Annotated in this window: 15 protein-coding genes; 1 reads left to right on the top strand and 14 read right to left on the bottom strand. The window is 62.5% G+C overall.

What is annotated here, in order from left to right; all coding sequences use genetic code 11:
• Positions 1 to 9: 9 nt before the first annotated feature.
• The 14 genes from nuoH to BLR85_RS01125 form a co-directional block, all read right to left on the bottom strand.
• Positions 10 to 1068, bottom strand: a complete 1059-nt coding sequence (gene nuoH / locus BLR85_RS01060; protein WP_093147659.1) for an NADH-quinone oxidoreductase subunit NuoH — start codon at positions 1066 to 1068, stop codon at positions 10 to 12.
• A gap of 15 nt (positions 1069 to 1083) precedes the next feature.
• A complete protein-coding gene (locus tag BLR85_RS01065) occupies positions 1084 to 1485 on the bottom strand; it encodes a hypothetical protein (RefSeq protein ID WP_093147664.1) in 402 nt (133 codons plus the stop codon).
• 4 nt (positions 1486 to 1489) lie between these two features.
• Positions 1490 to 3511 (bottom strand): NADH-quinone oxidoreductase subunit NuoG, encoded by a 2022-nt coding sequence (gene nuoG, locus BLR85_RS01070; RefSeq protein ID WP_093147669.1) that lies wholly within the window; start codon positions 3509 to 3511, stop codon positions 1490 to 1492.
• 664 nt (positions 3512 to 4175) lie between these two features.
• A complete protein-coding gene (locus BLR85_RS01075) occupies positions 4176 to 4622 on the bottom strand; it encodes a DUF5333 family protein (RefSeq protein WP_093147672.1) in 447 nt (148 codons plus the stop codon).
• 195 nt (positions 4623 to 4817) lie between these two features.
• On the bottom strand, positions 4818 to 6098 hold the full coding sequence (gene nuoF / locus BLR85_RS01080) for an NADH-quinone oxidoreductase subunit NuoF (RefSeq protein WP_093147676.1): 1281 nt from the start codon (positions 6096 to 6098) through the stop codon (positions 4818 to 4820).
• A gap of 11 nt (positions 6099 to 6109) precedes the next feature.
• On the bottom strand, positions 6110 to 6340 hold the full coding sequence (locus BLR85_RS01085; protein ID WP_093147895.1) for a DUF5337 domain-containing protein: 231 nt from the start codon (positions 6338 to 6340) through the stop codon (positions 6110 to 6112).
• 16 nt (positions 6341 to 6356) lie between these two features.
• The gene (locus BLR85_RS01090; protein WP_093147681.1) at positions 6357 to 7481 is read right to left on the bottom strand and encodes an NADH-quinone oxidoreductase subunit E; all 1125 of its coding nucleotides are present in this window, start codon (positions 7479 to 7481) and stop codon (positions 6357 to 6359) included.
• Positions 7482 to 7584: 103 nt separating this feature from the next.
• On the bottom strand, positions 7585 to 8808 hold the full coding sequence (locus tag BLR85_RS01095; protein ID WP_093147684.1) for an NADH-quinone oxidoreductase subunit D: 1224 nt from the start codon (positions 8806 to 8808) through the stop codon (positions 7585 to 7587).
• Positions 8808 to 9248, bottom strand: a complete 441-nt coding sequence (locus tag BLR85_RS01100; protein WP_244520567.1) for a thioesterase family protein — start codon at positions 9246 to 9248, stop codon at positions 8808 to 8810. The genes BLR85_RS01095 and BLR85_RS01100 overlap by 1 nt, the downstream gene beginning before the upstream one ends.
• Complete coding sequence (locus tag BLR85_RS01105) at positions 9245 to 9853, bottom strand: NADH-quinone oxidoreductase subunit C (RefSeq protein WP_093147689.1); 609 nt, start codon at positions 9851 to 9853, stop codon at positions 9245 to 9247. The genes BLR85_RS01100 and BLR85_RS01105 overlap by 4 nt, the downstream gene beginning before the upstream one ends.
• A gap of 37 nt (positions 9854 to 9890) precedes the next feature.
• Positions 9891 to 10415, bottom strand: coding sequence for a NuoB/complex I 20 kDa subunit family protein (locus tag BLR85_RS01110; RefSeq protein ID WP_093147694.1), 525 nt, complete (start codon positions 10413 to 10415; stop codon positions 9891 to 9893).
• Positions 10415 to 10780: an NADH-quinone oxidoreductase subunit A gene (locus BLR85_RS01115; protein WP_093147698.1), complete on the bottom strand. Its 366-nt coding sequence runs from the start codon at positions 10778 to 10780 to the stop codon at positions 10415 to 10417. The genes BLR85_RS01110 and BLR85_RS01115 overlap by 1 nt, the downstream gene beginning before the upstream one ends.
• A 170-nt stretch (positions 10781 to 10950) precedes the next feature.
• Positions 10951 to 12894, bottom strand: a complete 1944-nt coding sequence (locus BLR85_RS01120) for an amidohydrolase (protein ID WP_093147702.1) — start codon at positions 12892 to 12894, stop codon at positions 10951 to 10953.
• A gap of 201 nt (positions 12895 to 13095) precedes the next feature.
• On the bottom strand, positions 13096 to 13359 hold the full coding sequence (locus BLR85_RS01125; RefSeq protein ID WP_093147705.1) for a DUF4242 domain-containing protein: 264 nt from the start codon (positions 13357 to 13359) through the stop codon (positions 13096 to 13098).
• A gap of 158 nt (positions 13360 to 13517) precedes the next feature.
• On the opposite strand from BLR85_RS01125, the gene BLR85_RS01130 reads away from it, so the two are divergent.
• Complete coding sequence (locus BLR85_RS01130) at positions 13518 to 14396, top strand: LysR family transcriptional regulator (RefSeq protein ID WP_093147709.1); 879 nt, start codon at positions 13518 to 13520, stop codon at positions 14394 to 14396.
• The last annotated feature ends 135 nt before the right edge of the window (positions 14397 to 14531 follow it).

The following is a 14531-nucleotide window of genomic DNA, read 5'->3' on the forward strand; positions in this document are numbered from 1 at the left end:
ACCCATCGATCAGCCTCCCATTCCCAGCATTGCCCAGCGAGCCCAGAAGGCGCCGAGGATTTCGAACTTGGCCATAAAGGCGATGAAGACGACCCAGCCCAGCGACAAGGGCAGGAAGACTTTCCAGCCGATGCGCATCAGCTGGTCGTAGCGGTAGCGCGGCACGATGGCCTTTACCATCGCGAAGATGAAGAAGAAGAAGGACATCTTCAGGATCATCCACATGACGCCATCGGGCAGGCCCGGGATCGGCGACAGCCAGCCACCGAAGAACAGGATGGTGACCAGCGCGCACATCAGCACGATCGCGATCAGCTCGCCCATCATGTAGAGCAGGAAGGGCGTCGAGGAATACTCCACCTGGTAACCGGCGACGAGTTCCGATTCCGCTTCCGGAAGGTCGAAGGGCGGGCGGTTGGTCTCCGCCAGTGCCGAGATGAAGAACAGGAACACCATCGGCAGGTGCGGCAGCCAGTACCAGTTGAAGAAGCCGAAATTGCCTTCCTGTGCGCGCACGATATCGGTCAGGTTCATCGAACCGGTGGAGATGATCACACCGATGATGATCAGGCCGATGGAGACCTCGTAGGAGATCATCTGCGCCGCGGAACGCAACGCGCCGAGGAAGGGGTACTTGGAGTTGGAGGCCCAGCCGCCCATGATCACGCCGTAGACCTCGAGCGAGGACATGGCGAAAACATAGAGGATCGCGACGTTCAGCGAAGCGATCTCCCAGCCATCGTTGAAGGGCACGACGACCCAGGCGATGAGCGCGAGCACGAAGGAGAGCATCGGCGCAAGGAAATAGACGAATCGGTCGGCCCCTGCCGGCACGATGATTTCCTTGGCTATGTATTTGACGAAATCCGCGAAGGATTGCAGCAGGCCGTAAATCCCGACGACATTCGGTCCCCTGCGTTGCTGGACCGCGGCCCAGACCTTGCGGTCGGCATACATCAGGAACGCGAGCGCAACGAAGAGGATGATGGTGAACAGGAGACATTGCGCTGCGACCAGCACGACGATCCCAAGGTTGGTTTGCAGAAATCCTGCCAGAAATTCAGCCATGGTGCCTCATCTTCCTCAGACCGTAGGTATGCCCCGCAAGGCGCAATCTTCCACCGTCACTTCGGCGTCGATTGTCTGCGACCCTTGCGGGAGCGCTGGCGAGACCGTGTAAACCGCATCCGCGCGCCAAACGCCAGACTCTAGTGCAACTCTTGTGCGGACATGTCGCGCAAAGCCATATCCGCGTATCAACGTGTATTGGGCAACAGCACATGTGGCATAATCTTCCACATCGATGGCGTCGCGCGCGCCTTCCATCTCGACGATGAAGCCGACAAGGTCATCGCCAAGCAATTGGGTCTCGATTCCCTTGTATACGGGCTCGAATGGCAGATCGTCACGATCCACCGCCTCCTCTGCCGTGCATGCCCCCAGAGTGGCGATCAGCGCTGCCGCCACTCCCTCTCGCGCCGCCACGCGCTTACTCCGCGGCCAGCGGGGTGTTGGCGCGCGCCTTCGCCTGTGCCGACAGTTCGGCCATGAGCGCGCTCGCACGGGCAATCGGGTTGCTCAGGTAGTAATCTTGGATCGCCAAACGGAAATCGGCCTTCCCCAGTTCGCGCGGCTCCAACGCCGCGCCCTCGTTCACGGGCAAGGCATCCAGCGCCCGCATATGCGGCACCTGCTTGATCAGCACCTTGCGCAGCTGAAGCTGGGTGTCCCAGGGCTGCGTCGCGCCAAGCTCGGCCGAGAGCGCCCTCAGGATGGCCCAGTTCTCCTTCGCCTGGCCCGGCGGGAAGGAGGCCCGCATGGCCATCTGCACGCGACCTTCGGTGTTCACGAAGAGCCCCTGCTCTTCCACCCAGGCCGCCGCCGGCAGAATCACGTCGGCGCGGTGCGCGCCGCGGTCGCCATGGCTGCCCTGGTAGATGACGAAGGGACCTGCATCGATCTCCACCTCGTCGGCGCCGAGATTATAGACAACCTCCGCCCCGTCGATAACGGCTTCAAGGCCGCCCTCGGTCACTGCTCCGACATCCATCGCGCCAACGCGGGAGGCTGCCGTGTGCAACACCAGCAGCTTGCTGTCGGTCTGTGCACAGATCTTTTGCGCGGCGGCCAGCACCGCTTCGCCATCAGCTTCGCGAAGGGCACCCTGACCAACGATCACAATGGAAGGCTTGGAGCGAATCTCGTCGGAGCCGCCCATGTCCACCACTTTCTGAAGCGCAGCGCGATCCGTTCCGGCGTGGAAATAGTCGAATGTCAGATCGACCTTTTGTCCAACCAGGGCGACATCCGCCCCCGCGATCCAGGCCTTGCGGATGCGGGCGTTCAGAACCGGTGCTTCGGTACGCGGGTCGGTGCCGATAAGCAGGATTCGCTCGGCGCTGTCGATATCCTCGAGAGCGGCTGTGCCGACATAGGCGGCACGATTCGCAATCGGCAGGCGCGCGTTGTCGGTCCGGCATTCCACCTTGCCGCCCTGCCCTTCGACCAGTTGCTTGAGCGCGAAGGCCGCTTCGACCGGGGCCAGATCGCCCACGAGACCGGCAATCTTCTTGCCCTTCATCGCGGCAGCGGCGGCAGAGAGCGCCTCGGCCCAGCTCGCGGGTTTCAGCTTGCCGTCCACACGCACGTAAGCCCTGTCGAGTCGCTGGCGCTTGAGCCCATCCCAGACGAAGCGCGATTTGTCGGCCAGCCACTCCTCGTTGATGGCGTCGTTGTTGCGCGGCAGGATCCGCTTCACTTCGCGCCCCTTGGTGTCCACGCGGGTATTGGAGCCAAGCGCGTCCATCACGTCGATGGTTTCGGTCTTGGTCAGCTCCCAGGGCCGCGCGGTGAAGGCATAGGGCTTGGAAACCAGCGCACCGACCGGGCAGAGGTCGATGATATTGCCCTGCAGGTTCGAATCGAGCGTCTGGTTGAGGTAGGAGGTGATCTCCGCATCCTCGCCCCGGCCCGTCTGGCCCATCTGGGTGATGCCGGCCACCTCGGTGGTGAAGCGCACGCAGCGGGTGCAGGAGATGCAGCGCGTCATGTGAGTCTCGACAAGCGGACCGAGATCGAGATCTTCGGTCGCCCGCTTGGGCTCGCGGAAACGGCTGAAATCGACGCCATAGGCCACGGCCTGGTCCTGCAGGTCGCATTCGCCGCCCTGGTCGCAGATCGGGCAGTCCAGCGGGTGGTTGATGAGCAGGAATTCCATCACCCCCTCGCGGGCCTTCTTGACCATAGGGGAATTGGTACGCACCTCGGGCGGCTCGCCATTGCGGCCGGGGCGCAAGTCCCTGACCTGCATCGCGCAGGAGGCCGCCGGCTTCGGGGGGCCACCAACCACTTCCACCAGGCACATCCGGCAATTGCCGGCGATCGACAGGCGCTCGTGGTAACAGAATCGCGGAACCTCGATACCAGCCTGTTCGCAGGCCTGAATCAGGGTCATCGCGGGGTCGCATTTCACTTCGATGCCGTCGATGATGATGGTGCGTAGGTCACTCATGCGCTGCCTCCAGCTCCTTCTTGGGGGTACTCCCCTTCAAGACCGGAGGTCTAGGCGCACTCCGGGGTCCCTCTTCGGACCCTCTCTAGCGTCTTCTTTGGCCAAGGCCAATCAGCGATTTCGCCGCGATTTCGGGCGCAGCGCCGCAGGGAGCCGCACTCAATGCAGGGCGAGTCCCTGGCTGGCCGAAACAAGCAAGGTGAAGACAACCAACGTGGCCGTGGCGATGGAAAGAAATCTGAACATGCGCGTTTCCTTCTGAAATGGGGGCGAGAAAATCGCCCTTTCCTTCCAGATGGGGAGGCCGTGGCTTTGTTTTCAACAAGGATCGCGTAATTGCGCGGCCTCTGCTGCGATGCAGCAGTTCTTCGCTCAAATCCTGACCGAGCCCGGCGGCTCTTCGCCCAATCACGGAGCCTTTATTGGACGTGGAGAAGCGATTTGCCGCACGATATTCGGCCTTATCGACCGCAAGGGTTCAAGGGGGGCGTTGCCCCCCGCGCTCTTACGAGCGCTCCCCCCAGGATATTTGGCGAAAGAGGATGGAAAACCCGTTCCGGCTTCCTCTTTCCTGAAATATCCCCTCCGGAGGCACGGTCCGAAGGATCGTTCCTGCGCCTGACGTGACAGGTGGATTGGTTCGCAACGTGTAAGACGGGCAGGTTCAGCCGCCTTGACCGTCCTTTGTGGGGTCCACGGCACCCTCACCGGTGATCTCGGCGAGAAAGGACCCCACCTGCGTGGACTCCTTGATTTCGGCGAAGCCTGCCATGCAGACGCGGATAAAATCCGTTTCGTCCTTGGCCAGCTTGTGCTTTTCACGAAAGGTCGCCTGTTTGCCGCGTACCGCGTCACCCGGGTCGGCCATTGTCCCTTCGAGATTCTCGGCATCGAATCCATCGGCGGCGAGCTTCTCCATAACCTCGGCGGTTGCATCGGACGCCGCGACCGCGTTGAAGGTGAGGTTTGGACAGGCTGTAGCGATGTTTTCTGCGGTGGTGATCGAGACCATGGCATCGACGAAATAACCGGGCGCCGGGCGCAGCTCCTGCGCAGTGGCTCCAGAAGCGGCCATTGAAATCCCCATGGCCGTCAAGGCGAGTATCTTCATCGCGGCGTTCCCCAATGATCTCTATCTGTAGAACATTACAGCCAGACTGGCAGACGAGCCAGACCATCGCCAGAGGCTATTTCCTGCCTGCCTGTTCGCACCCGCCCCCATCCGGAGGAACATGCAAAACAAACCCGCTGCCAGAGGGCGCGCAGACGCCCCTTTAGGCTATTTCGGGTTAACGATAAGCGGCGATTACTCCGCGGCAATCCCCGGCTTGTTCTTAATCCGGTACTCGATCTCGCCACGGAAATGCCGGATCAGGCCCTGGATCGGCCAGGCGGCAGCGTCGCCGAGCGCACAGATCGTGTGGCCCTCGACCTGCTTGGTGACATCCATCAGCATGTCGATCTCTTCGATCTCGGCCTCGCCCTTCACCAGCCGGTCCATGACCCGCATCATCCAGCCCGTGCCTTCACGGCAGGGGGTGCACTGGCCGCAGCTCTCATGCTTGTAGAACTTGCTCAGCCGCCAGATCGCCTTCACGACATCCGTGGACTGGTCCATCACGATCACCGCCGCCGTGCCGAGGCCGGAGCGCTGCTCGCGCAGCCAGTCGAAATCCATGATCGCTTCCCTGGCGATATCGGCGGGCAGCAGCGGCACCGAGGAGCCGCCGGGGATGACGGCCTTGAGGTTCTTCCAGCCGCCGCGAATGCCGCCGCAATGCTTGTCGATCAGTTCCTCGAAGGGGATCGACATGCTCTCCTCGACCACGCAGGGCTTGTTGACGTGACCCGAGATGGCGAAGAGCTTGGTGCCGGTGTTGTTCGGACGGCCGAAGCCCGCGAACCACTCGCCGCCCCGGCGCAGAACGGTCGGCACAACGGCGATGGATTCGACGTTGTTCACCGTGGTCGGGCAGCCATAGAGGCCCGCGCCCGCCGGAAACGGCGGCTTCATGCGTGGCATGCCCTTCTTGCCTTCTAGGCTTTCCAGAAGGGCGGTTTCCTCGCCGCAGATATAGGCGCCGGCGCCGTGATGCACGAAAAGGTCGAAATCCCAGCCGGACCCGGCGGCGTTCTTGCCAAGGAGCCCCGCGTCATAGGCTTCGTCGATGGCGGCCTGCAGCGCCTCGCGTTCGCGGATGAACTCGCCGCGGATATAGATGTAGCTCTCATGCGCGCCCATGGCGAAGGAGGCCAGCAGGCACCCCTCGATCAGGGTATGCGGGTCGTTACGCAGGATCTCACGGTCCTTGCAGGTGCCGGGCTCCGACTCGTCTGCGTTTACCACAAGATAGGACGGACGCCCGTCGCTTTCCTTCGGCATGAACGACCACTTCAGACCGGTCGGGAAGCCTGCCCCGCCACGGCCGCGCAGGCCGGAGGCCTTCATCTCGTCCACGATCCAGTCGCGGCCCTTCTTGATGATGTCTGCGGTGCCATCCCAATGTCCGCGGGCGCGGGCACCGGCGAGCGTACGATCCTTCAGACCGTAGATGTTGGTGAAGATCCTGTCCTTGTCCTGCAGCATCTCTTATCCTCTCATCCCTCGTCGCCGGAGCGGGAGCGCCACATCCGGACCGCCACCACCAGCGCCCAGACAAAGGCCGCCAGCGAGGCGAAATAGAACAACATTTCATAACGCGCGGGAAGCCCCGTAAGGGCCACCAGCGCCGGTGCGAAAATCGCCAGCAAACCGCCAAGCGCGATCACGACAGCCACCACGCGGCCTTGTCGGGCAAAGGCCCGGTCCTGTTCGCTGGGTCGGGTCATTGCCGGCGCCATCCGCTCACTTCTTCTTGGCCGAGAACTCGGTCTCGCCACCATCCGCGAGGATCTTTGCCTGCGCCACCCAGTCGTCGCGGGTCACGCGACCCTTGAAACCCTCGAGGTTCTGGTCGACCCAGGCGACCTCCTCGGCGGTCCAGTTCGCGATCTGGTCGAAATGGTAGAAACCGAGGAAATTGCACATTTCCTCCAGCTTCGGCCCGATGCCCTTGATCTTCTTGAGGTCATCCGCCTTGCCTTCGCGCGGCCCGTCGATCCATTGCGGGCGCGTACCGGAGATCTCGGCCGCGGTTTCCGGATCGGGTTTCGCGGTCGACTTCGCGGGGGCCTCCTGAACGGTCGTACCGGTCTCGTCGACAGGCTGCCCTGCGGCCGGGCGCGGCTCCTTGGCGGGCGCGGCACCAACCGCACGCCCGCCCTGGTCGGTCCAGGGCTTGAGCAGCGGCACCTCGGTGCCGTCGATCCGTTTGACGGTATCTCCGATCGTCACCGCCAGTTCGACCGAGGCGTTGTACTTGGCGGCATTCTCATTGCCATCCGTGAGCGTCGTCGGACCGCCCAGTGGCTCGGCTCCGTAACGGCCGTTCTGCGGGCCCGGCACCGGCACCGTGCCAGCGGCCAGCTCGTCGAGAATCTCGGCGAGGCGCTCGGCGGTGAGGTCTTCGTAGAAATCCTTGCCGATCTGCACCATCGGCGCGTTGCCACAGGCGCCGAGGCATTCGACCTCTTCCCAGGAGAACTTGCCATCAGTCGACAGTTGGTGCGGCTTTTCGGCGATCTTGTCCTTGCAGACCCCGATCAGGTTCTCGGCGCCGCATATCAGGCAGGATGTGGTACCGCAAACCTGGACATGTGCAATGGATCCAACGGGTTGCAGCTGGAACATGAAGTAGAAGGTCGCCACTTCCAGCGCCCGGATATAGGCCATGCCGAGCATGTCGGCGACATGCTCGATGGCCGGACGGCTCAGCCAGCCCTCCTGTTCCTGGGCGCGCCACAGAAGCGGGATGATGGCCGAGGCCTGGCGGCCTTCGGGGTACTTGGTGATCTGCGCCTCGGCCCATTCCCGGTTGGCGGGAGTGAAGGCGAAGCTCTCGGGCTGTTCGGAATGGAGACGGCGGAGCATTACACGCGGTCCTTCGATGGCTGGCCGTGGCTCTTGCGGAAAGCGCGGGAGCCTCCGGCGGGGATATTTTCGGAAAGAGGAAGGGAAGCAGGCGCGTGCCGCATCAGCGGTCGATCTCCCCGAAGACGATGTCGAGCGTCCCGATCACGGCCGGGATATCGGCGAGCTGGTGGCCCTTGCAATAGTACCCCGTGGTCTGCAGATGGGCGAAGCCCGGCGTGCGCAGACGCAGGCGGTAGGGTTTGTTGGAGCCATCGGAGACGATATAGACGGCCATTTCGCCCTTGGGGGCTTCGGTCGCGCAGTAGATTTCGCCGGCCGGGATCTTGAAGCCCTCGGAGTAGAGTTTGAAGTGGTGGATCAGCGCTTCCATCGAGGTCTTCATGTCGGCGCGTTTCGGGGGCGTGAGCTTGCCGCGGGCGAGAACGTCGCCCTGCCCGTCCGGTGCGCGCAGCTTTTCGATGGCTTGCAGGACGATCGAGGTCGACTGGCGCATCTCTTCCATGCGCAGCAGGTAGCGGTCGTAGCAATCGCCGTTCTTGCCCAGCGGGATCTGGAAGTCGAACTCGTCATAGAGATCGTAGGGCTGGGTGCGGCGCAGGTCCCAGGCTAGCCCGGCAGAGCGGGCCATCGGACCGGTCATCGCCCAGTCATAGACATCCTGCTCGGAAACGACGCAGATATCGACGGTGCGCTGCTTGAAGATCCGGTTCTCGGTCAGCAGGCCGTCGAGATCGTCCAGCACCTTGAGAAATTTCGGCGCCCAGGCCTCGATATCGTCGAGCAGATCGGGCGTGACGTCCTGGTGGACGCCGCCGGGGCGGAAATAGTTGCAATGCATTCGGGCGCCGGAGGCGCGCTCGAAGAAGGTATAGACCTCCTCGCGGCCAAGCTCGAAGCCCCAGAGCGGCGGCGTCAGCGCGCCCACGTCCATCGCAGCCGTGGTCACGTTCATCACGTGGTTGCCGATCCGGCTCAGTTCCGCCATCAGCACGCGCAGCAGCTGGCTGCGGCGCGGCGCCTGCACTCCGGTCATCTTCTCGATGGCCAGGCAGAAGCTGTGCTCCTGGTTCATCGGCGCGGAGTAATCCAGCCGGTCCATGTAGGGCGCATTCTGCAGATAGGTGCGGCTCTCCATCAGCTTCTCGGTGCCGCGATGCAGCAGCCCGATATGCGGATCCGCGCGCTCGACGATCTCGCCGTCCAACTCGGTGACAAGACGCAACACGCCGTGGGTCGCCGGGTGCTGCGGGCCCACGTTGAGGTTGAAGTTGCGGATCGTCTGTTCGCCCGTGCGGACGTCTTCGAAACCCTTGGAACCGTCCATCAGCTTTCGGTCCTCTCCAAATGCGCCTTCGCGGCCTTCGCGGCCACCTTGGCGTTGAATTTTTCCCAACGGGTGACGGCGCGTTTATGCGTGCCCTCCCCGATCATGTCCTGTCCGTCATGGCCGCGGACGCGGAAAGTGATGAAACGGCCGTCGATCTCGATGACTTCCGTTTCCACCGTCACGGTCAGGCCCGGGGGCGTGGGCGCGACATGGTTGAGATCGAAACCGATCCCGAGCGAGCCCTCGCCCTGCTCGTAAAACGGGGCGATCTGCTCCACGCAGGCCCATTCGAACATGCCGATCATCATGGCGGAGGCAAAGACCTCTGGCATGTCATCCATGATCCGCGCATCCGGAAACAGCCGGCAGACGACCTCCTCGGGTCGCACCGCGCGGGCGAAACGCGCCTTGTCGCCTATGACAAGACCCGGCTTCACTTGGCTTTTTCCGCTTTCTCATCGCCCGGAAGGATGTATTTGGCGCCTTCCCACGGGGACAGATAGTCATACTGACGATATTCGTGCACGAGCTTCACCGGCTCGTAGACCACGCGTTTCTGCGCGTCGTCATAGCGCAGCTCGACATAGCCCGAGGTCGGGAAATCCTTGCGCAGCGGATGGCCGCGGAAGCCGTAATCGGTGAGGATCCGGCGCAGGTCCGGATGGCCGGAGAAGACGACGCCGAACATGTCGAAGACTTCACGTTCGTACCAGTTGGCCGAGGGGAAGAGACCGGTGAGCGAGGGAGTCGCTTCGTCCTCGCGCACGCCCGACTGCACGCAGATGCGCTGGTTCTGCTTCATCGACAGGAAATGGTAGACGACCACGAAACGCTTCTCACGCTCGGGATAGTCGACCGCCGTGATGTCGACGCACTGGGTGAACTGGCAGGTCGCGTCGGCCTTCAGGAACTCGATGAAGCCAAGCAGGGCCGAGGGCGGCGCTTCCACGGTCAGGTCACCATTGGTGATCCACCACCTGGTCACGCAATCCGGGCGGCGTTCGGCGATATATTCGCCAAGGGTGTGAAGCGCATCGCTCATAGCGGTGTCATCCTTCCTTCAAGCGGCGCGAGGGCGATCAGCGGGTGATCGTGCCCACTCGGCGGATCTTGCGTTGCAACTGCAGCGTGCCATAGAGCAGCGCTTCGGCCGTCGGCGGGCAACCGGGGACGTAGACATCGACCGGAACGATCCGGTCCACGCCGCGGACCACCGAGTAGGAGTAATGGTAATAACCGCCGCCATTGGCGCAGGACCCCATGGAGATCACCCAACGCGGCTCCGGCATCTGGTCATAGACCTTGCGCAGCGCAGGGGCCATCTTGTTGGTCAGCGTGCCGGCAACGATCATCAGGTCCGACTGGCGCGGCGAGGCGCGCGGCGCGGTGCCGAAACGCTCCAGGTCGTAGCGCGGCATGGAGACGTGAATCATCTCGATGGCGCAGCAGGCGAGACCGAACGTCATCCAGTGCAGCGAGCCGGTACGGCCCCAGTTGATGATGTCGGCGGTGGAAGTGACCAGGAACCCCTTGTCGTTGAGGTCCTTGTTCATCTTTGCCACCGTCACGTCCTTGTCGGCGCCCGCGGTGTTAGGCCCGGTCATCACTCCCATTCGAGTGCTCCCTTCTTCCATTCATAGGCAAAGCCGACCGTCAGAACGGCGAGGAAGGCCATCATGGACCAGAATGCCGCCATCGAGATGTCTCCGAAGGCGACCGCCCAGGGGAACAGGAAGGCCACTTCGAGGTCGAAGATGATGAAAAGGATCGAAACCAGGTAGAAGCGGATATCGAACTTCATCCGTGCGTCGTCCATGGCGTTGAAGCCGCATTCATAAGCAGAGTTCTTTTCCGCGTAAGGATCGCTTGGCGCGACCACCCATGCGGCAACAACCATGCCAAGTCCCATCACGATGGCAATGGCGAGGAAAATGAGAATGGGAAGATATTCTCTGAGAAGTCCGTCCAAGTCTGGCTCCTTGTCTGCCCGCGCAACTTATCACACAGGTGGTTTGGGGCTAGTAGGCGGTTTACGCGCGGGCCGGGATGGGGTCAACCGGCGGCGTGTCGCGGGCAAGCGGCCATATGTCCCGCCTGCCGCGCCCCACCTGCCCCGCCCCCGGGACGGCATTCCCGCTTTCATTCCAAGCTGCTTGCAGCCCGCGCATAGGCCGGCGCGAGCGCGTTGACGAGATAGTCGGAGACACAGCCCGACCCGTGCGGCGTCAACTCGGCGATACGTGTCGCCAACAATCGCTGCGTCGGGCTCAACCCGGAAGGAATCTCTGCCGCGAGCGCTGCTTTCTGGAAGAAGGCGGCCGCCGTATCAACGCCCCCCGGCCCTATCCGCCAGCGCAAGCCGCCATCCTGCTCGGCGGCGGTTGCACGATCATAGATCACGACGTCTTCCTTGATCGTCTGCATCACCTGCAGGGAGTCGAGCGTTTCGGGGTCCACGGCGGTCGGGTCCTGCGACAAAATTACCAGGTCGGCCAGTTTGCCGGGCTCCAACGATCCTTTCTCGGCCTCCTCGAAATGCTGCCAGGCCGGCCAGAGGGTCATCGCCTTGAGCGCCGTCATCACGTCCACCCGGTGTTCCGGGCCAATAATGTCGCCCGAGCGCGAGCGGCGCGTCACTGTCGCGTCCAGCACGCGCATGGAATCGGGGAAGGCGACAGGCGCATCGTGATGGGTGGAAAAGCGCATCCCGCGCTGGAGCACCCAGCCGGTGGGCGAGATATTGTTGGAATTGACCGGGCCCACGGTGCGTTCGCGGTGCCAGTCGCCCCAGTAGAAGGTGTGCATCGGGAACAGCGACGGGAACACGTCGAGGCGCTTCAGGCCATCCACCTGGTCCTCGCGCAGGAACTGGCCATGGATCAGCACCGGCCGGCGGTCTTCCATGCCGTATTTCTTCTCCGCCGTCTCGATGGCCGCCAGCAGCAGGTCGCTCGCCGCCTCGCCGTTGGAATGCGTCAGGATCTGGATGCCCTTGCCAAAGGCCCAGTCGATGGCGTCGAAGACATCATCGGGGCTTGCCGCGTGATAGCCCACGTAATCGGCGCGGAGATTTTCGGGCGGGTTGTAATAGGGCCGGTCGCGCCAGGCGGTGAAGCCCTGCGGCGAGCCGTCGATGGTCAACTTGGCGCCGCCGACGCGGAACCGGTCCACATAATCGCGGCTGTGTGTCTCGGCGATATAGTCGCGGTCCACCAGCACATCGGGATAGGCAACCACGCCGATCTCCAGTGCACCGCTCACGGCCACCGCCTCCATGAGCTTGGCTTGCCCGGTGGTCGCCATGCCCTCCTGCGCGGTGGTGTAGCCATAACTAGCGATCAGCTCGGTGCCGGCGCGGAACATCGCCATCATGCCCTCGGCATCGAGATGTTGCAGCACGCTCATGAGGGCCACGAAATGCGGCGTCTCTTCCAGCACGCCGTTGGGACGCGCGCCCCCCGATTCGCGCCGGATCACGCCGCCTTCCATCTCTTGGGTGTCCGGACCGATACCCGCGACTTCGAGCGCCGCCGAGTTGGCCACGCCGAGATGGCCGGACTGGTGCACGATATAGACCGGCACGTCGGTCGACACCGCATCCAGCTCGTCGCGTGTCGGATGGCGAAGCTCGGCCAACTGGGAATCGTCGTAGCCGAAGCCGATCACCGCATCCACGGCGGCGATACGCTCGGGATTGGCGGCGATGTAATCGCGCAGGATCTGCTGGAGATCGGCGACCGAGTTTCCGGTGCCGTCGGGCGCAGGCAGCAGGTTCGCCGCCATCGCCTGCAAACCGATCATCATCACGTGACCATGCGCATCAACGAAACCCGGCAGCATTGCCCGTCCTTCGAGGTCCCTCAGTTCGGACGCATCGCCCTGGTAGGCGAGCATCTCGGCAAGGGAGCCGACGGCAAGGATCCGGCCATCCTTCACTGCCAGCGCCTCGGCGCGGGGGGCGGCATCGTTCATGGTCAGGATCGGACCGCCTTCGTAAATCGTGTCCGCCACCTCCTGCGACTGGGCACTGGCAAGGCTGGCCAACACTGCAAGGGTCGAAAGAATCGTTATTCTACTGGTCATGGCAAATCTCCCTGGCTTCCGGAAGAGTGCCACGACCAGACGACAAGTCCAGCATGACCTTGCCAGACATGACGGTTCTGCCGGACCGCTTGCCGGAACGGACGCGGAACCAGATTTGTCCCTGCAAACGGAGCGTGAACAAAACGATGTATCCACGAATGCCCGAGGGACCGCCCGGTATGGCGAACCGTGATTGCGCGATTACGGAGTAAGATCCATGGCCCGAACGACCCGGTCATACGGCAGGCCCGCGGTATCGTTCAGCCGACGCACCTGATCTTCGCTTTCGCCATCGAACAGGCACATGCACCTCCCATCGTCCGGCGCGAAAGTCGACCGGATGTAGGTGATCTGTTCCCCTTGTTCCGTCATTTGCCTTGCCGTCTCGATAGCCGCCTTTTGCGCACCGCCCAAATCTTCCATGCTGATCCCGGCAAGACTGCGTTCCACCATGTATACAGACATCGGTATCCTCTCCTGATTTCTGCTTGTCCTGTGTGTGAACATTGCAGCGCGAGATGCCCCGAAACGGAACTGCCAATCCCTTATCGGTCCATAACTCGGAGTTTGGATAACCTGGTGTATAGTGACTTGTTGGACCGCATGCCGACAGGGAGGCCCACATGGAAATGTCGCAGATCCGATATGTACTTGCTGCTGCAAAGCATCTCAACTTCACCAAGGCGGCGGCCGAATGCAACGTGACACAGCCAGCCTTGACGAAGGGCATCAAGTCGCTGGAGGGCGAACTTGGGGCGCAGGTATTTCATCGCGAGGGTCGGCGCATCCTGCTCAGCGATTTCGGACGTTCGATGCTGCCCCATCTCCAGCATATAGCCGACGAGGCCGCCGCAGCGCAGGTTCTGGCGCAGAATTTCAGATTGCTGGAGCAGGTCCCGATCAGGCTTGGGATCATGTCGACGGTTGGCCACATGCGCCTTGCGCGTTTTCTGGCGCAGTTCGAGAAGAGCCACAAGGGGATCGAGCTTTCGATAAGCGAGCAAAGCGTGTCGGACTTGAGAGACAAGCTTTCCGATGGCGAGATCGACGTGGCCATCATGACGCTCACTGACGACCTTGAGGAAGAGTTTCGCACCCAACCGCTCTACAAGGAAAGATACGTGGTTGTTTTCCCCCCCGAGCATCGTCTTGCACGGTTGAACGCGGTCGCGTTGCCCGAGTTGTCTGGCGAAAGCTACGTCGACCGGCTCGCCTGCGAAATGCGGGAAATGGTAATGGCCGTTTGTCAGGACACAGGCGTAGAGCTTTATGCCCGCTTCCGTTCGGAGCGAGAGGATTGGGTGCAGGCCATGGTGCTGGCCGGCATCGGTTTCGCCTTCATGCCGGAATACTCCGTGACGTTGCCCGGGTTGTTGCAGAGGCCGCTCGTCGAACCGCCCGTGGAACGAACGATTGGGGCCGTTACGGTGCCCGGCAGACAGTTCTCGCCAGCGGTGAATGCCCTGATGCGCGCGGCGCAGGCTTTCGCCTGGCCCGGTTAGAGGTTGAGACAACCCTGACGTCCGGATGGGGGCAACACCCTGCACCTGTTTTTGACTCAGAATGTTCAGGGCTTAGCTGATCAAATACATGACGCCGAAACAGATACGACAAGATCGAAGGCTACTTTGGTTTCG

It is taken from the genome of Aliiruegeria lutimaris (genome assembly GCF_900099935.1).
In the GTDB taxonomy this organism is placed as follows: domain Bacteria; phylum Pseudomonadota; class Alphaproteobacteria; order Rhodobacterales; family Rhodobacteraceae; genus Tropicimonas; species Tropicimonas lutimaris.